General features: G+C 71.4%; 17 protein-coding genes. 11 read left to right on the top strand and 6 right to left on the bottom strand.

The window, feature by feature from the left end:
* The first annotated feature begins 155 nt into the window (after positions 1-155).
* The 4 genes from ACN26Z_RS17405 to ACN26Z_RS17390 all read left to right on the top strand — a co-directional run bounded on the left by ACN26Z_RS17405 (position 156) and on the right by ACN26Z_RS17390 (position 4,484).
* Positions 156-947 (top strand): hypothetical protein, encoded by a 792-nt coding sequence (locus ACN26Z_RS17405; RefSeq protein ID WP_421462321.1) that lies wholly within the window; start codon positions 156-158, stop codon positions 945-947.
* Positions 944-1,768, top strand: coding sequence for a hypothetical protein (locus tag ACN26Z_RS17400; protein WP_282238383.1), 825 nt, complete (start codon positions 944-946; stop codon positions 1,766-1,768). Before ACN26Z_RS17405 ends, ACN26Z_RS17400 begins: the two co-directional genes overlap by 4 nt.
* Positions 1,769-1,852: 84 nt before the next feature.
* On the top strand, positions 1,853-2,893 hold the full coding sequence (locus ACN26Z_RS17395; protein ID WP_421462319.1) for a mechanosensitive ion channel family protein: 1,041 nt from the start codon (positions 1,853-1,855) through the stop codon (positions 2,891-2,893).
* Positions 2,894-3,092: 199 nt separating this feature from the next.
* Positions 3,093-4,484, top strand: a complete 1,392-nt coding sequence (locus ACN26Z_RS17390; protein WP_421462317.1) for an MFS transporter — start codon at positions 3,093-3,095, stop codon at positions 4,482-4,484.
* Between the two features lie 5 nt (positions 4,485-4,489).
* On the opposite strand, the gene ACN26Z_RS17385 is transcribed toward ACN26Z_RS17390, so the two are convergent.
* From ACN26Z_RS17385 to ACN26Z_RS17370, 4 genes are all read right to left on the bottom strand, one after another.
* Positions 4,490-4,909, bottom strand: coding sequence for a YchJ family protein (locus ACN26Z_RS17385; RefSeq protein ID WP_282238385.1), 420 nt, complete (start codon positions 4,907-4,909; stop codon positions 4,490-4,492).
* A gap of 68 nt (positions 4,910-4,977) precedes the next feature.
* Positions 4,978-5,448 (bottom strand): hypothetical protein, encoded by a 471-nt coding sequence (locus tag ACN26Z_RS17380; protein WP_421462315.1) that lies wholly within the window; start codon positions 5,446-5,448, stop codon positions 4,978-4,980.
* Between the two features lie 66 nt (positions 5,449-5,514).
* Positions 5,515-6,129, bottom strand: coding sequence for a class F sortase (locus ACN26Z_RS17375; protein WP_421462313.1), 615 nt, complete (start codon positions 6,127-6,129; stop codon positions 5,515-5,517).
* Between the two features lie 126 nt (positions 6,130-6,255).
* Positions 6,256-6,744, bottom strand: a complete 489-nt coding sequence (locus ACN26Z_RS17370; protein ID WP_093405611.1) for a hypothetical protein — start codon at positions 6,742-6,744, stop codon at positions 6,256-6,258.
* 582 nt (positions 6,745-7,326) lie between these two features.
* Here ACN26Z_RS17370 and ACN26Z_RS17365 point away from each other — a divergent pair.
* Both ACN26Z_RS17365 and ACN26Z_RS17360 read left to right on the top strand, forming a co-directional pair.
* The gene (locus ACN26Z_RS17365) at positions 7,327-7,926 is read left to right on the top strand and encodes a hypothetical protein (RefSeq protein ID WP_421462311.1); all 600 of its coding nucleotides are present in this window, start codon (positions 7,327-7,329) and stop codon (positions 7,924-7,926) included.
* A gap of 164 nt (positions 7,927-8,090) precedes the next feature.
* Positions 8,091-9,365 (top strand): lycopene cyclase family protein, encoded by a 1,275-nt coding sequence (locus ACN26Z_RS17360; RefSeq protein WP_282238389.1) that lies wholly within the window; start codon positions 8,091-8,093, stop codon positions 9,363-9,365.
* Here ACN26Z_RS17360 and ACN26Z_RS17355 read toward each other — a convergent pair.
* Positions 9,359-9,895 carry a GNAT family N-acetyltransferase gene (locus tag ACN26Z_RS17355; RefSeq protein ID WP_282238390.1) on the bottom strand — a complete coding sequence of 179 codons (537 nt, stop codon included), beginning with the start codon at positions 9,893-9,895 and terminating at the stop codon, positions 9,359-9,361. The two genes, ACN26Z_RS17360 and ACN26Z_RS17355, sit on opposite strands and share 7 nt — an antisense overlap.
* Before the next feature lie 62 nt (positions 9,896-9,957).
* On the opposite strand from ACN26Z_RS17355, the gene rnhA reads away from it, so the two are divergent.
* Positions 9,958-10,437 carry a ribonuclease HI gene (rnhA, locus tag ACN26Z_RS17350; protein ID WP_093405601.1) on the top strand — a complete coding sequence of 160 codons (480 nt, stop codon included), beginning with the start codon at positions 9,958-9,960 and terminating at the stop codon, positions 10,435-10,437.
* A gap of 84 nt (positions 10,438-10,521) precedes the next feature.
* Here the strand turns inward: rnhA and ACN26Z_RS17345 are convergent, their stop codons facing one another.
* The gene (locus tag ACN26Z_RS17345) at positions 10,522-11,409 is read right to left on the bottom strand and encodes a pentapeptide repeat-containing protein (RefSeq protein WP_421462308.1); all 888 of its coding nucleotides are present in this window, start codon (positions 11,407-11,409) and stop codon (positions 10,522-10,524) included.
* 154 nt (positions 11,410-11,563) lie between these two features.
* Between ACN26Z_RS17345 and ACN26Z_RS17340 the strand changes: the two genes are divergently transcribed.
* Genes ACN26Z_RS17340 through ACN26Z_RS17325 form a run of 4 tightly spaced genes read left to right on the top strand, consistent with a single transcriptional unit; the run spans position 11,564 to position 17,593 of the window.
* Positions 11,564-14,353: a WD40/YVTN/BNR-like repeat-containing protein gene (locus ACN26Z_RS17340; RefSeq protein WP_421462306.1), complete on the top strand. Its 2,790-nt coding sequence runs from the start codon at positions 11,564-11,566 to the stop codon at positions 14,351-14,353.
* A 26-nt stretch (positions 14,354-14,379) separates the two neighbouring features.
* On the top strand, positions 14,380-15,231 hold the full coding sequence (locus ACN26Z_RS17335; protein WP_282238393.1) for a carbohydrate ABC transporter permease: 852 nt from the start codon (positions 14,380-14,382) through the stop codon (positions 15,229-15,231).
* Entirely contained in the window at positions 15,228-16,559 is a 1,332-nt protein-coding gene (locus tag ACN26Z_RS17330) for an ABC transporter substrate-binding protein (RefSeq protein ID WP_421462303.1), read from the top strand. Before ACN26Z_RS17335 ends, ACN26Z_RS17330 begins: the two co-directional genes overlap by 4 nt.
* Positions 16,556-17,593: an ABC transporter ATP-binding protein gene (locus tag ACN26Z_RS17325; protein WP_421462301.1), complete on the top strand. Its 1,038-nt coding sequence runs from the start codon at positions 16,556-16,558 to the stop codon at positions 17,591-17,593. Before ACN26Z_RS17330 ends, ACN26Z_RS17325 begins: the two co-directional genes overlap by 4 nt.
* The last annotated feature ends 75 nt before the right edge of the window (positions 17,594-17,668 follow it).

Below are 17,668 nucleotides of genomic sequence, written 5' to 3'. Positions count from 1 at the left end.
CGCGAAGGGTGGCACCGCGTTCGATCGGGTCACCACAAGTGACAAGCGGCGTTGCCCGATCGCGCATCCGGGTTGTCACCGATGACGAAGACAAGCCGGTGCCGCACGGTCCACGCTATTCGCGTCCGTCGATAACAGGGCGAAGGAGAATCGCCATGGGACGTCAACCGGTACGTACGCTCGTCGCCGCCACGCTGGCGGTCGCCCTGGCTGTTCCGGCTACGGCGGCGCCGGCGCACGCCGCCGACGGCACGGTGCCCGTGCAGAAGATCGGCACCACTGTCATCCAGCTGCTGAACCTGTTCAGTGACGGCGGGCTCAGCCCCGAGGAGATCGCCCAGCTGGTGACCGACACCGTCCTGGCTGTCGACGATGCCGAGTCGGTGGTGCTCACGCACATGGACGCCCTCGCCGCGGCGCCGTGGCTCGGTGCGGCACGGGCGCACATCGTGGAGTTCAACGACATAGAGATCTTTGAGGAGGAGACGCTCTGGGACTGGGCGATGGCCGTCACCCGCGACGCCGACATGGCGGCGAGCGTCTTCAACGCGATGACGGACCCCAAGTCCCGCAACGACCTCGGGTACGCGATCCACACGCTCTACCCGATGGCGCTGGCCGCCCGGGCCAAGGCCGGGTTCGGCACGACCACGCTGATGCGCCACTACCGGGAGGCACTGGAGTCGATCGTGGAGAACCTCAAGCCGGTCTGCGCACCCCCCGCGCAAGGTGACCTGGACCCGCACCCGTCGATCTACCACGTCGTGCACGTCTGCACCGCGCCCGACGGTCGGCGACTGGAATTCCAGGACTACGAGTACTTCGGCGACTGGCGGGAGGGCCCGTACTCGCCGGAGTCGCTGTTGGAGGCCGCCGGGGCGGGCACGAGTTGGGCGGTGGCCCGGGCGGTCCTACAAACCATGGATAACCAGGGAGGCGATCGGTGACAAGACTACGTAAGCGATTCGCTACCGGCATGGCGGCTGTGGTGCTGGCCACCGGGCTCGTCGTGCCGGGCGGAGCCCGACCGGCACAGGCGGCCGTGGACCCGACGACGGTGGCGGCCATCATCCAGTTCGCTGCTGCGGCCTACTCGTACTTCAACAGTTCCCAGAACGGCGGACTCACTCTCGAACAGGCGACCAGCCAGATCATCGGCGCGGTAAACGCCTCGCGGGACGCGATCAACGCACACGCCGACGCCTTGGCGGTGGCGGAGGCGACCGGCTGCGTACGGCACCATGTGCTCGAGTTCGCCGACATCGCCGAGTTCCCGCTCAGCCTCAAGCAGCGCTGGGCGCAGGACGTGACAAGCTGCGTGACGCTCATCGACGCGCTGTGGAACGCGGTCACCAACGCCTCGGCGAAGAACCAGCTCGGCATCCTGCTCGGCGCCATCGGGCCGATCGCCCTGATCGCCCGGGCCCAGGCCCGCTTCAGCGTCACCGAGCTGAGGTCGTTGCTTGTCAACGCGTTCACCCGGGTGCAGACCCAGTGGCAGCCGTACTGCATGGGAACTCCGTACGGTGTCAACGAGGAATTCTGGATGAACTACCACGATCCGATCTGGCTCGACGGCGGCTTCTTCTGTTCCGGCCCGTACGACACCGTCACCCGTACGCACGTGGCCCGAGCATCCGCCGGCGGCATGGGGCTCTTCCAGTACGGAGCACTCATCCAGTACGACTTCAGCCCGCTGATCGACGCGGTGTCGAAGCAGTACGCGCACGGGGTCGCGGTCGCCTCACTGGCCCAACTGCGTCCGTAGGTCGTCTCCTCCACTGGTTTCTGCGCAGGGGCAGGCGGGTAGGTCGGGCCGGACGAACCACCTGCCCCTGTGGAGGACCATCCGATGCGAGACGACTTTGGTGACGCGGTGGGGGACACCCTCCGCTCGATACTTCTCTTCCTGCCCAAGGCGCTCGCCTTCGTGGCCATTCTGGTGGTCGGCTGGCTGCTGGCCAAGGCGGCGCTGAAGCTGGTCAACCGGCTGCTCGAGAGGGTCGGCTTCGACCGTGCGGTCGAGCGCGGCGGCATCCGCCGGGCCCTGGCCCGATCCCGCTACGACGCCAGTGACATCGTCGCCCGGCTCGCCTACTACGGGATCCTGCTGCTCACCCTCTACCTGGCCTTCGGGGTCTGGGGGCCGAACCCGATCTCCGACCTGATCGGCGGGGTCATCGCCTGGCTGCCCCGCGCCTTCGTGGCGATCGTCATCGTGGTTGTCGCCGCCGCCATCGCCAGTGCGGTGAAGGACATCATCTCCGGCGCGCTCGGCGGGTTGTCCTACGGCCGGCTGCTGGCCACCGCCGCCTCGGCGTTCATCCTCGGACTCGGCATCATCGCCGCGCTCAACCAGATCGGTGTGGCGACCACGGTGACCACGCCGGTGCTGATCGCCGTGCTGGCCACGATCGGCGGCATCCTCGTGGTCGGGGTCGGTGGCGGGCTGGTGCGTCCGATGCAGAGCCGCTGGGAGTCGTGGCTCGCCCGGGCCGAGCAGGAGTCGCGGACCATCGCCGAGCACGCGCGGGCCTACTCCGCCGGCCGGCGCGAGGCCGACGAACGTCCCGCCGACCCCGCCGCCAGCGCGTCCACCCATGCGTCGGACGTCGCCACGCCCAGCACCTCCCACCCGGTCAACGCAGAGCCCACCTCCACCGGTGACGACCCGGAGGCGACCCAGGTCGTCACCGGCCCCGCCATCGATCCCGACGCGACCACGCCGCTACCGCGCCAGGACCCGGCCCCGACGCAGCCCTCGGCGTCGCCGGAGAGCGACCCGGACACCACCCAGGTGGTCACTCCGAATCCGCCGCAGGCGCCGGCACCGCGCGACTCCGCCGACAGCGACTCGACAATCGTGCTGCCGAAGACCGGCGAGCAGCGTTGACCGTCGGGCGGGACGGGACCGGTACCGGTCCCGTCCCGCCCGGGCCGTTGGCCATGCCCGAATCACCCGTGCGGAACCGCCGGGTGGGGCGTTAGCATCAGCGCCATGACCTGGCGACATTGATCCGTCATCCGAGGCCGTGGGCCGCCACGAACGCCGTGACACCGGCGTCCGTGACCCGTCCACCTGAAAGGCCCCGATGACCCCGACCTCGCCGCGTGCCCGCCGCCTGGCCGGCACGCTTTACGCGTACGCGTTCCTCACCGACCTGGTGCTGCTCTACCCGGTGTACGCGCTGCTGTTCGCAGACACCGGCCTGTCGGTCGGGCAGATCTCCTCGTTGTTCGTCATCTGGTCGCTGGCCAGCATCGCGCTGGAGGTGCCCTCCGGCGCCTGGGCCGATGCGACCTCCCGACGGCGGATGCTCTGCCTCGCGCCGCTGTGCACGGCCGCCGGCTTCGCCCTCTGGATCCTCGCGCCGTCCTATCCGGCGTTCGCCGCCGGGTTCGTCCTCTGGGGGGCCGGCGGCGCGCTCGCCTCCGGCGCGACGGAGGCTCTGGTCTTCGACGAACTAGACCGGCTCGGTGCCGCCGACCGGTACGCCCGCGTCATCGGCCGGGCGCGCACCGCCGGCACCCTCGGTGTGCTGGCGTCGATCGTGCTGGCTGCTCCCGTGCTCGCGTTCGGTGGCTACCCAGCGGTTGGCGCGGCCAGTATCGCGGTGTGCCTGCTCGCCGCGGCCGTCGCCGTCCGCTTCCCCGAACACCACCAGGCCACCCGCCCGGCCGGCGTCGCCTCCGCCCCGCCGGGCGGCCTCGACGTCGATCGCGCCGTGCCGCGTGGCGTCGATCGCGCCGCGTCGGCTGACCTCGACGCCGACCTCGCCGTGCCGGCCGTGGGCAGGGCGGCCCCAACCGTGGTCAGTGGGCCGGCGGACACCGTGACGGCCGCCGACCCGGACGGGGACGAACTCGGTTGGTGGCAGGGGCTGCGCGCGGGAGTCGTTGAGGCCCGAGGTCACCGGTCGGTGCGCCGGGCGGTGCTGCTCGTCGCCGGGGTCGGTGCCGTCTGGGGCGCACTCGACGAGTACACGCCGCTGCTGGCCCGCGACACCGGCGTCGCGCTGACCACCGTGCCGTTGCTGCTCCTGATCGTCACGCTCGGGCAGGTCGTCGGTGGTCTGCTCGCCCCGGTCGGTCAGCGGTTCGGCAGTCGTGGCTTTGCGCTGCTGCTGGCCGGCTCGGCGTTGGCCCTGGCCGGGGGCGCACTGTCGGGTCACCCGGCCGCGTTCGGGCTGGTGGCAGTGGCGTTCTGTGGTCTTCAACTGGCCTCTGTGCTGGCCGACGCGCGACTACAGGCCCGGATCACCGGGCCGGGGCGGGCCACCGTCACCTCGCTTGCCGGGATGGCCACCGACCTGACGATCATCGTCGTGTACGGCGGGTACGGCCTGGTCGCTACCGTGGCGGGCAATCGGGTGGCGTTCGCGGTCGCCGCCGTGCCGTACCTGCTGATCGCGGTGGCACTGGCGATCCGGCCGTCCGATGACCGGAGACCGCTCGCGTCGGTGGGGGTGGCCCGGGGTGGTTAACGGCTTCAGCCCAGGTCGTCGTCGAGGTAGACCCAGCGGCCGTCCTCACGGACGAAGCGGCTGCGTTCGGTCACCGTGCCCGGATCGCGTCCCTCCCGGTAGTGGGCGCGGAACTCCACGGTGCCGGTGCTGTCGAACAGGCCACCGCCGTCGGTGTCGAGCACCTCCAACCCGGTCCAGCGCTGGGCGGGGTCGAGGTGCAGCCGTGGCGGCCGGGTACCGGAGTGCCAGCTGCGCAGCAGATAGTCCGGGTCGCCCACGGCGAAGGCCGCGTACCGGGACCGCATCAGCGCCTCGGCCGTGGGCGCGTCGGCCTCACCCCGGTGCAGCCGTCCGCAGCAGTCCGCGTACGGCAGGCCCTGCCCGCACGGGCACGTCCCGGTCACCTCGGGTCCGCTGGCTGGTCGTCTGTCTCGCTTGGCCACGTCGCCATCCTTCCGGTCGCGGCGTCGGCCACGGCCACCGGGGCGCGTCGGCCTTGCGGACGCGCCGGTCAGCGGGATCCCGAGCGGGGGCTCCGCCGGTTGCCGAACGACTCCATCGTGGTGGCCCGCTTCGCCGGTGCCGGGGCGGCCGAGCGGGACCGGGATGCGGCGGCCTGGGAGGCGGAGGTCTTCCTGGTCGGTGCCCGCTTCGTACCCGTGGCCTTCCCCGCCGGTGCCGTCGTGCCGGGCGCTCTCGCCGCCGTCGCCTTCTTCGCGGATGCCTTCTTGACCGGGGCGGACTTCTTCGCCGCGGTTGCCTTGGCAGTGGGGCGGCGGGCCGGGGTGGCGGTGGCGGTGACTGCCTTCTTACGGGCGACGCGGGAACTCGTCGGGGTGGGCTTCGTCTCGGGCGTCTTCGCGGCGGTGGCCCCGGTGGCCCGCTTCGCCGCCGTGGCCGCCTTCTTCGCCGCCACCTTCCGCGGCGGCGGGCCACCCTTCTCCGCGCCGGTCCGTTTGCTGGCCCGTGCTGCCTGCGCCATCGTCGCTCCTTGCGAATCTGCCGTGGGCGACAGTTCTTCCCGGCGCCCCGACGGTCAAACGCGGGTTCACGCTGCCCGGGTGGCGAAAACGATCACGTTGTCGACGTACTCGTCGGTGTCCCGGTCGAACCGACCGCCGCAGGTGATCAGTCGGAGGCCGGCCGCTTCGCCCGGGCCGTAGACCAGGTCCGTGGGGAACCGGTCCTTCGGATACGCCTCGACGTCGTGCACGGCGAAGCGCACCATCCGGGCGTCGGTCCGGACGATCTCGATGGTGTCGCCGGGACGCAGCCGTCCCAGGTGGAAGAAGACGGCTGGCCCGCCGGGGGAGTCCACGTGCCCCACCAGCACCGCGTTGCCGGTCTCGCCGGGGCTGACTCCGGGCCGGTACCAGCCCGCGACACCCGGGCGGTCCAGCGGTGGCACCTCCAGCGCCCCGGCGGCGTCGGCGGCGACGGAGATCAGCGGTGCGCGGATGCCGACGGCGGGGATGCGAACCTCCACAGGGTCGGCCCGGGGCAGCGGCGACAGGTGCGGTGCCGGAACCGTCCGGTGCGGCGCCGTCGCGCCGTCGGGTTGCGGTGGTCGCGCCGGTAGCCGCGTCAGACCCGTGCCGACCAGCGCGAGGCCGGCCACCGCGAGCGCCGCGATCAGTAACCGGATCACCTGGTACGCCCGCACGGGAACCTCCGTTCGCGGTGCCCGCGAGGGGCGTGGGATCTTCGTCTGCCGGTGCCACCTCGGGTGCCCGCACCGTCGAGCACGGTGCGGGCACCCGTCGCAGGATGGGATGGGGTGAGTCGTGGATCAGTGGGTCGCGGCGGTGACGGCGTGGCGACGCCGCCGGGCCAGAATGACGGCACCGCCGAGCGCGGTGGCCAACAGGGTGGCGCCGGTGGCCAGGGTCCCGGCACCGTCGTCGTCACGGCCGCCGGCCTCGGCACCGCCGATCGGGGTGACCGTGAAGGTCGCACTGCCGTCGGCCGTACCGTCGCCGCAGGTGGCGGAGACCGTGTAGGTGCCGAGGGTGAAACCGGCGGTGAACAACTCCGCGCTCAACCCGCCACCGGCGGCTGCCGTGGTGGAGCGAACGTTCTGGTCGCGGTCAGGCCCGGTGACGCGGAAGATCGCGTCGCCTGATTTCGGGTTGCAGCCCGTCGCGGTCAGTACGACGGTTCCGCCGACCGGCGTGGTGGACGGCGACACGGTCGTGTCGGCCAGCGCGGTGCCGGGCAGCAACAGCGCGCCGAGAGCGATGCCACCTGCCGCCGGTATGAGAACTCTTCTTGCCTTCATACGCGTCTTCCCTCACTTTTCGTCCGCTGACTGCGTGGGACGTCGTTCGGGTGGCCAACTCCGTGACTAGCACCGGTGTGCCCAACACTAGGTGGCCTTGAGACTCGATCCGGTGAAAATGAGAAATCCTCGTTGCCGTCCGGTGTTCTCCCGGACGCCGTAGGCGTCGCGGAAGGGGCGGTCGGGGTACGCCGTGTCCGGCTGCTGGGGTTGTGGGCGCGATGCCCAGGTGGCCTACACCCGCGCCCCAGCCTGCGAGCGCCCTCCCAATGGTCCCGGGGGGTTTGGGGTGGGGTGTCGGGTTCCGGGGGAGGGGGTTGGGGAATGGTGGGGACCGGCCGGTCGTTGAACACTCGCGAACGGCCGTGAAAGACTGCCCGCCACGGCGGGTGGCCCCGGGAATGATGGCGGGCCGGCGGTCGTTGGACATGGTCGCGGCGATGCGGAGCGGCCCCTCGGGCCCCGCGTCCCGGAGATCCTTTCCCCCTTCTGTTTTGAGCGCCTTTTGTGCTGGTGCTTGCGTGCGCGTGTCTGCTGTCCCCCGGCGGATTGTGTGCGTTGACCCCCGATTGGAGCTTTGTCATGAACTCGATGCTGCGGAAGAGCGTGCTGGGTATCGCGGGTGTGGCGTTCACCGGTGGTCTGTTCGCTGGTCCGGTGGCCGCTCACGCCGATGTCACCCCGGTGAAGACCGTCCCGGTCGCGGCGGTGCAGGCCGATGTGCGGGCTGACAAGCCGGACATGGGTAAGCTGTTGCCGCACGGCGCCCCGGCCAACCAGTCGATGATCGAGTTGAACGATGAGCAGGTCGGCAATGTGAAGGCGATCATCGCGGCGACGAAGAAGGCCGGGATGGACGAGCGGGCCGCGGTCGTGTCGATCGCCACGGCGTTGCAGGAGTCGAAGTTGGAGAACCTGGGTCACCTGGGTGACCGCAACGACCACGACTCGCAGGGCCTGTTCCAGCAGCGCCCGTCGTCGGGTTGGGGCACGGTGGAGCAGATCACCGACCCCGAGTACTCGACCCTGGCGTTCCTGAAGGGGTTGAAGCAGGTCGACGGCTGGCAGGACATGCCCCTCACCCAGGCAGCGCAGACCGTGCAGGTGTCGGCCTACCCGGACCACTACGCCCAGTGGGAGCAGCAGGCCGCCGACCTCGTCGCCGAGCACTGGACCAGCTGACCCCCACCACGGTCAGACAACAACCGAAGACATTCCTCCACAGGGGGAGCAGAAAGCCGCTGGCCGGCACCCGACACCCCGGGTGCCGGTCAGCGGGCTTTGCGGCGTTCGAGGACCGGCCCAAGAAGTCGGCACCGCCCCCTGCGCATCCGACCGGCCTGCGGATGTGGCAGCGTGATCGGATGGACTCCCCGCCGGTTGACGTCGATCTCGCCCTGGTGGGCGGGGGTGGGGCGGCGTCGCTGGTGCTGGCCGCGTTGGCTCGGCACCGCGTACGCGACGTGCGGATCGCGGTCGTCGATCCGGTGCACCGACGTGGGCAGGACCGCACCTGGGCGTTCTGGGGCCGGCCCGGCAATGACCTGGACGAGTTGCTAAGCGCCAGCTGGTCACGCGTCGAGGTGGTCACGCCCGACACGCAGCACGCCCTGGATCTGACTCCGCTGCGGTACGCGATGCTGCGCTCCGGCCCGATCTACGAGCGGGCCGCAGCGGCGGAGCGACGCCTGGGCGTGACCCGGATCGTCGCCGCTGCCGGAAGCGTCGACGACGATGGTGAACGGGTGCTGGTGCGTACCGCCGAGGGTCGACCGCTGCTGCGGGCCGGCTGGCTGCTGGACTCCCGGCCGCGGCCACCGCACCGGCCCGGCCGCACCAACTGGTTGCAGCACTTCCGGGGCTGGTGGTTGAGAGCCGACCGACCGGTCTTCGACCCGGCGCGGGCGGTCCTGATGGACTTTCGCACCCCGCAGCCTGCCCGGGGGGTCTCGTTCGGCTACGTGCTGCCCGTCGACAGTCGGTACGCCCTGGTCGAGTACACCGAGTTCTCACCCCACCTGCTGACCGGAGCGGCGTACGACGCGGCGCTGGCCGGATACCGCGACCTGCTCGGTCTCGACCCGGCCCGGCTCACGGTCGCCGAGGTCGAGAACGGCGTCATCCCGATGACCGACGGCCCGTTCGTGGTACGGCCCACGCCGCGAGTGGTACGGCTCGGCACGGCGGGCGGTGCCACCCGGCCCTCGACCGGCTTCACCTTTTCGGCGATGCACCGTCAGGCCGAACAGGTGGCCCGGGCCGTCGCCGCCGGGCGGCCACCGGTGCCGGCGTCCGCGTACCCCGACCGGCACCGGTGGATGGATGCGGTCGCGCTGCGGGCGCTGAACGGTGGCCTGGTCGACGGTCCGGAGTTCTTCGGCCGCCTCTTCGAGCGCAACCCGGCCAGCCGGGTGCTGCGCTTCCTCGACGGTGACACCACCGTGGCCGAGGACCTGGCGGTGATGCGCTCCACCCGTCTCCGACCGATGGTCACCGCGACCGTCGCCGATGCCGTCGGTCGGCTACGCGACCGGCTCGCGCCGTCGCGCCAGCCGGCGTGGACCGTGCCGCCGCCCGTCGTCGACAGCGAGTCGCCGAACGTCGACGCCCCAGGTCACTGAGCCACAGCGGAGTCGGCCTCGGACCGGTGGTGGTCGGCGGCGAGCGCCCGCAGCTGCGGGCCGTCCAGCCGAAGCACGTCGATCTCGTCGACGGTGCGGGCGTGCAGCCGTCGGTAGAAGCGCAGCGCCGGATCGTTGGTACGCAGCACCCACCACTCCAGGCGGGCGCAACCGCGTGCCACGGCCAGCCTCGCCAGGTGGGCCAGCAACGCCCGACCGACGCCGTCGCCGCGATGCTCCGGCCGGACGTACAGGTCCTCGAGGTGGATGCCGGGCCGGCCGGCCACGGTGCTGTAGGTGGGGTAGTAGAGCGCGAAACCGACCGGGTCACCGGCGATGTCGGCCACCACCGCCTCGGCCACCGGCCGGTCGCCGAACAGCGCGTTCGCCACGTCCGCCGGCTGTGCCGCCACCTCGCCGGGATACTGCTCGGCCTCGGTCAGCTCGACGATGAAACGGTGCAGCATCTGCGCGTCAACCGGCTCCGCCGGGCGGATCAGCAGCCGACTTTCGGTCACGACATCACTCACTCCGCCGACCCTAACGGCCCGTCGAGCGACCCGGGGGCCCGCGGACGGTAGGGTCTGCCGCCATGGTGGACGAGACGGCCGGCCGGGTGGTGCGGATCTGGACCGACGGGGCGTGCAGCGGCAACCCCGGCCCGGGCGGCTGGGGCGCGGTGCTGCGCTACGGCTCCCACGAGCGTGAGCTGCGCGGCGGGGAAGCGGACCCGACCACCAACAACCGGATGGAGCTGACCGCCGCCATCGAGGCGCTGGAGAGCCTGACCCGCCCGGTCACCGTCGAACTGCACACCGACAGCACGTACGTGCGCAACGGCATCACCAGCTGGCTGGCGTCGTGGAAACGCAACGGTTGGCTGACCGCCGCCAAGCAGCCGGTGAAGAACGCCGACCTGTGGCAGCGGCTGGAAGCGGCCTGCGCCCGGCACCAGATCACCTGGCTGTGGGTGAAGGGCCACAACGGGCACCCGGAGAACGAGCGGGCTGACGCGCTGGCCAACCAGGGCATGAACGAGGCGCGGAAGGCCGCCGCGCCAGTTCGCCGCTGACCGATCGCACCGGGCCGCGCCGGGGCCGGGCTGGGCCGGGGCCGCGCCGCGCCGGGGCCGCGCCGGGTCGCCGTCTCGTACCGGTCAGCGGCGCCGGCCGCGCCGCGACGCTCTCGGCGAGGCGAGCGGCAGGTGTGACCAGTGGGCCGGGCGGCTGATCCGTCCCGGCAACCGGGTCCGCAGGTCGCCCCGGGCAGCGTCGACCTGCGACCGGTGCAGGAAGAGAGCACCGGACAGGTCGGCCCCGCGCACGTCGGCCCCGCGCAGGTCCGCGCCGGTCAGGTCGGCTCGGGCCAGGTCCACGCCACGCAGGTCGGCGCCGACCAGCGCGGCACCCCGCAGGTTCGCCCCGCGCAGGGTGGTGCGGCGCAGGTCGCGGCCGACCAGCGTGGCGCCACGCAGGTCGGCGCCAGCTCCGCCCCGGGCGCGGGCCAGCTCGGCAGTACGCGAGAGCAGCGAGTTGACCGCCGCCCGATGCGTGTCGACGTCGGTGGCGAGCAACGTCTCCGGGTCGCCACCGGTCAACCGCTCGGTCTCCGCGAGCGCAGCTGCCAGCCCCGCCCGCAGGTCGGCTGGGGGACTCAACCGCAGCGCCTCGCTGAGCAACCACAGCAGCTCGTGCAGCGGGCGCATCACCGCGAACACGTCGAACATCTGCCGTGCGCGTCGCGGCTCCTCGCGCCAGTCCCGACCGCCGAAGGTGACCTGGGCGACCCGCTGACCCGCGCCGAAGCAGTCGAAGACGGTGCAGCCGGGAAAACCCCGTTCGCGAAGCTCGGCGTGGATGGTGCAGCCGAAATCCGCTCCCAGGTTGCGGCACGGCTGGCCGGCGGGCTTGTCGAGCGCGAAGTCGCTCGACGCGGCGAAGGCGGGGGCGACGCAGCACAGGCCGAAGCAGCGGGCACAGTCGGCCCGTAGCTCGTCCCCGGCCGGCCCACCCTCCTCGGACACCGGCCCACCCTCCTCGGACATCCGGTCCATCCCTCCTGGCGGCGGTTGGATAACGTCTGACAGCTCTATTGCCTGGGGTGGATCTCTCTGACATATTCCTGCGTGGACGCTGCCAGCGACGGTCGCCAATCCGGATGCCGCGCTGCGGTGACGCCGTCATGCCGGAGGAACCCTCGTGAAGCGTAGACGTCGCCATCTTCTTGTTGGCCTGGCGGTCGGTGCCCTGGTGGCGTCGACGGGTCTGGTCGGAATTCACTTCGCCGGCGCCGAGGTGCCGGCACCCGTCGCGGTCGGCGGGGAGATGCCCAACGCGCTCGGCACCCACCTGGAGCGGCTGCGCCGCGCCGTTCCGGGCGACAGCGGAATGTCCCCCGACGGGCCGGGCGGCGCCGCCCAGCAGGCGTTCCTGGAGCGGGCCTACCCCGCGGACGCGATCACCATTGCCCAGTTGGACCGGTCCAAGTCGGCCTTCAAGGCCGCCGACAAGCGGTTCAAGGGCAGCCGGCAGTGGACAAACATCGGCCCGAGCGAGGCGCTCTACCCGTTCACCGAGTACCGCAACGCCTTCAACTACGTGCCCAACGAGTACGTCGCGGGCGGTCGGGTCACCTCGATCGACATCAGCCCCGACTGCTCCAAGCTGCTCTGCCGGGCGTACGTCACCCCGGCCGGCGGCGGCGTCTGGGGCACCCTGAACATCCTCGCCGCCGAACCGAAGTGGTTCTACCTGGGCGGCCCGCTGGGCATCAACGCCGCCGGCGCGGTGACCATCGACCGCAACGACCGCACCGGCCTGACCATCTACGTCGGCACCGGCGAGGCCAACACCTGCGGCTCCGGCTGTGTCGCCGGCGTCGGCCTGTACCGGTCCACCAACGGTGGCCTGACCTGGTCCGGCCCGCTCGGCAAGGACGTCCTCGGCGGCAAGGGCATCGGTGAGATCACCATCAAGCCCGGCGACCCCAAGACGCTCTACGTGGCCACCACCACGGCGCTGCGCGGCATGTCCAGCTCCTGCTGCACCGGGGTCACCCGGCCGGTGCCGGACGCCGAGAAGTGGGGCCTGTACAAGTCCACGAACGGCGGCAAGAGCTGGAAGTTCATCCACAACGGCTCGGCCGACGCCACCGCCTGCACCGGCAGCGCCGCCGAGTACAACAACACCGCCACCTGCTCGCCGCGCGGCGTACGCCAGGTCAAGCTCGACCCGCGCGACGCCAACATCGTCTACGCCAGCTCGTACGCCCGGGGGGTGTGGCGCTCGTCCGACGCCGGGGCGACCTGGACGCAGATCAAGCCGTCGCTGAACGCCGCGATGTTCCAGACCCGGCCGGCGATCGACGTGACCGCCCTGCCCGGCGGCAAGACCCGGATGTACGTCTACGAGGGCAACACGGGCACCCCGTACTCGCGGCTGTTCCGCAGCGACGACGTGGCCGCCGGATCGCCGACGTTCACCGACCTGACCAGCTCCAACCCGGCCGATCCGGGCTTCGCCACCTACAACCAGTGCACCGGCCAGTGCTGGTACGACGTGTTCGTGCACACCCCGGCGGGGCACCCCGACATCGTCTACACCGGCGGCTCCTACGTGTACGGCGAGACGGTGGCCAACAAGCGGGCCGTGATCCTCTCCACCGACGCCGGGGTCAGCGGCACCGACATGACCTACGACGGCACCGACGAGTTGCACCCCAACGGCCTGCACCCCGACCAGCACGACCTGGTCACCAACCCGCGCAACCCGTACCAGTTCTTCGAGGCCAGCGACGGCGGCGTGATGCGCTCCAGCGGTGAGTTCGTCGACCGCTCGTCGTGGTGCGACAACCCGGACCGCAACCTGACCAAGCCGGGCCAGCAGGACCGCTGCCGGCAGATGCTGTCGAAGATCCCGTCGAAGCTGGACGGCGTCAACAAGGGCATGAACACCCTGCAGTTCATCAGCCTCTCGGCCAGCCCGCACGACGTGAACCTGTTGCAGGGCGGTACCCAGGACAACGGCACCTGGGAGAACAAGGGCCAGCGGCAGCGCTGGGTCAACACGATGATCGGTGACGGCGGGGCCTCCGGCTGGGACGTCGCCCGTCCCGAGTTCCGGTTCCACACCTACTACGACGTCTCGCCCGAGGTGAGCTTCGCCAACGGTGACATCGCGAGCTGGATCTGGACCGCCGACCCGATCTACGGTCAGCCGGGCAGCCTGTTCTACGCCCCGGTGATCAGCGACCCGAAGGTCAGCGGCACCATGTTCGCCGGCACCGGACTGTCCGCGTACCGCACCAAGACCTTCGGCCTGGGCGACCGCAGCCTGGCCGAGGCCGACCGGATCTGCAACTCCTGGACCGGCACCTACGAGGAGGACTGCGGTGACTGGGAGCCGCTGGGCACCACCAACCTGACCGGTACCGGCTGGGGCGACCGGGCCGGCGGCGCGGTGTCGGTCATCCAGCGGGTCGACTCCGACAGCTCCACCGCCTGGGCGGCCACCAGCACCGGCCGGGTCTTCGTCAGCCGCAACGTCGACGCGGAACCGGCCGCCGCGGTGACCTGGACCCGGGTGGACACCGCCGCCACGCCGAATCGCTTCGTCACCAGCATCCACATCGACCCGGCCGATCCGGCCCGGGCGTGGATCTCCTACAGCGGGTACGGCTCCAACACGCCGACCACCCCCGGCCACGCCTTCGAGGTGACGGCCACGGCCGACGGGGCGACCTGGAGCGACAGGTCGTACGACTTCGGGGACCAGCCGATCACCGACCTGGTCCGCGACGACGTCACCGGCGACCTGTACGCCTCCACCGACTTCGGGGTGCTGCTGCTGCCCAAGGGCAAGAAGTCCTGGACCAAGGCGGCTCGCGGCATGCCGAACGTCGAGGTGGCCGGCCTGACCATCGTGCCCGGCGAGCGGATCCTCTACGCTGCCTCGCACGGTCTCGGCGCCTGGAAAATGACCTTGAAGTAAGGAACACGATCATCGGCACAACATTGGTGAGGGGTCGCGCTCGCGGCCCCTCACCGCTGCCCGAACGGGCCGCCCGGCTGTGGCGTACGCTCGGCGCGGTCTTCGTCCTCTTGGTTTTCGTTCCGCCCCTGCTGCTGTTGGTCTCCGGCTCCCTCACCGAGCCCGGCCTGCCACCGTCCCCGACGCCGCAGCTGGTGCCCGAACCGCTCTCCACGACCGGCTACGAGCGCGCCCTCGACCTCGGCGGCCTGCTGCGCGCCTCGCTCAACTCGCTGCTCGTCGCCGTGGTGGCGGTGCCGCTGAGCGTGCTGGTCGCCGCACTTGCCGGCTTCGCGTTGGCCAGAATCGCGCCGCGCGTCACCGCCGTGGTGGTGGCCGCCTCGCTTGTCGCGCTGATGGTGCCGGCGACCGCCCTGCTGGTGCCCCGCTTTGCGATCTTCCGGCTGCTCGGGCTGACCGACACCCTCGTACCTCTGATCGCCCCGGCGCTGCTTGGCACCTCGCCGCTCTACGTGCTGGTCTACTACCTGGCCTTCCGGGCCCTGCCGGCCGACCTGTACGACGCCTGCCTGGTGGAGGACCTGTCACCGCTGCGGACCTGGTGGCGGGTCGCGCTGCCGCTGGTGCGCCCGGTGACCGCCGGGCTGACCGCGCTGACCTTCGTGCTGACCTGGTCGAACTTTCTCGACCCGCTGATCTACATCTACGACCGTGAGCTGTTCACCCTGCCGCTGGCGCTGCGGTCGCTGTCCCTGCTGGACCCGACCAACTTTCCCGTCTTCCTGGCGGGGGCGGTGATCGCCACGGTGCCCGCGCTTGTGGTCTTCGCGCTGGCGCAGCGGCGTTTCCTGCACCACGACGACCGATCCGGGGGATGACCATCGTGCGAATCAGATCCCTGTCCGCCCTCGCGTTGAGCACCCTGCTCGCCCTCACCGGCTGCGGCTCCGGCGGCGGGTCGTCCTCAGGTGATCCGGTCAAGCTGCTGGTGTTCGGCGCCCCGGAGGAACTCGGCGCGTACCGCACCCTGATCGAGGCGTACCAGCAGGCCCGGTCCGGCGAGCGGATCCAGCTGATCGAGGCCAGCGACCGCAAGGACCTGCTGGCCCGACTCGCCACCTCGGTGGCCGGCGGCGCACCACCGGACCTGTTCCTGATGAACTACCGCTTCTACGGCCAGTTCGCGGCCAAGGGGGTGGTGGAGCCGCTGGACGAGCGGATCGCCGGCTCCTCGGTGCTCGACCCGGCCGACTACTACCCGGTGGCGATGGAGGCGTTCCGGTGGGACGACGCCCAACTGTGCCTGCCGCAGAACGTCTCCAGCCTCGCCGTCTACTACAACCGCACCCTGTTCACCGAGTACGGGGTGCCCGAGCCGACGGCCGGCTGGACCTGGAACGACCTGGTCACCACCGCCACCCTGATGACCCGCGACGACCGGGGGCTGGTGATCAAGGGCACCGAGGCCGAGGGAGCGGCTCGGCTGCCCGCCGTGCACGGGCTCGGCGTGGAGCCGTCGATCATCCGGCTGGCCCCGCTGGTCTGGTCCAATGGCGGTGAGATCGTCGACAACCCCGAGCGGCCGACCCGGCTCACCCTGGACAGCCCGGCCGCCCGCGAGGCGCTGCGGAACCTGATCGACCTGCGGCAGGCGTACGGGGTGGTGCCCAGCGACGCCGAGGTGGAGGCGGAGGACGACGAGTCACGCTTCCTCAACGGCCGGCTCGCCATGCTGATGACCTCCCGCCGAGCCACCACCAACTTCCGCACCATCACCGGCTTCGAGTGGGATGTCGCACCGTTGCCGGTCTACCGGCAGCCGGTGGGGGTGCTGCATTCCGACGCGTACTGCATGACCCGCGGGTCACGGAACAAGGACGCCGCGTGGCGGTTCATGGAGTACGCGATGTCTGAGGAGGGACAGCGGATCATCGCCGCGACCGGGCGTACCGTGCCGTCGCACATGGAGGTGTCCCGCTCACCCGCGTTCCTGGACCCGGATCAGCCGCCCCGTAACTCGCAGGTCTTCCTCGACGCCATCCCCACCGTCCGGGCCCTGCCGACCGTCTCCACCTGGCCCGAGATCGAGGACCTCAGCTACGGCATCCTGGAGAACGCCATGCATCGGGGCGACAAGCTCGACGACGTGATCCGCGAGCTGGACGCCAAGAGCCGGCCGATGTTCGCCCGGGGAGAGAACGGGTGAGCGACGGGCTCGTCCTCGACGGGGTCAGTGCCGCCTACCGCGACACCACCGTGCTGCACGAGGTGGACCTCAGCGTCGCCCGGGGTGAGCTGTTGGTGGTGCTCGGCCCCTCCGGCGCCGGCAAGTCGACGGTGCTGCGGGTGGTCGCCGGGCTGGAACCGGTCACCGCCGGTCGGGTCCGCATCGCCGGCCGCGACGTCACCGAGGAGCGACCCGGCCGCCGCAACGTGTCGATGGTCTTCCAGTCGTACGCCCTGTTTCCGCACCTGACCGTGGTCGAGAACATCGCCTTCGGGCTGGAGGTCCGCGACATTCCGCGCCGGCTGGCGCGTGAACGGGCCCGGGTGGCGGCTGAGACGGTGGGCTGCGCCGGGCTGCTCGACCGCCGGCCCGGGCAGCTCTCCGGTGGGGAACGTCAACGGGTCGCCCTGGCCCGGGCGCTGGTCCGCGAACCGGACGTGTTCCTGCTCGACGAGCCGCTGTCCAACCTGGATTTGGCGTTGCGCGCCGAGATGCGGACCGAACTGCGGGCCCTGCACGACCGGATCGGGGCGACAATGGTGCACGTCACCCACGACCAGACCGAGGCGCTGGTGCTCGCCGACCGGATGGCGGTGCTGCGCGACGGACGGGTCGAGCAGGTGGGCACCCCGGACGAGATCTGGCGCACCCCGGCGAGCAGCTTCGTGGCCCGGTTCGTCGGCTCACCGGCGATGAACCTGCTGCCGGCGGACGGCCCGCTGCGACCGCGAGGCGACGCGCCCACGCTCACGGACGAGGCACTGCTGGAGATCGGGTTCCGACCGGAGGCCGTGGCGCTCGACTCGACCGAGGGCACCCCCGCCACCGTCGACCGGGTCGAGGTGATCGGCGAGGACGCCTTCGCGTACCTCCGCCTCGCCGCCGGACAACAGGTGGTCGCCCGGGTGCCGGCGGCCCGCCGGCCCGACCGGGGCGCGACGGTACGCCTCGACGTACGGTGGGCGGACACGCACCTGTTCCACGCCGCCACCGGTCGCCGGTACCAGCCGTGAGCGCCAGTGGTGCGGCGCCGGGCCGGCGGGCGGCCCGGCCGGTGCGCAGCCCGGACACCAGGGCGCGGCGGCAGC

Source organism: Verrucosispora sp. WMMD703 (assembly GCF_049178935.1).
GTDB lineage: Bacteria > Actinomycetota > Actinomycetes > Mycobacteriales > Micromonosporaceae > Micromonospora > Micromonospora sediminimaris.
The sequence above is the reverse complement of the archived record's forward strand: the minus strand, read 5'-3'. Positions and strand labels throughout refer to the sequence as shown.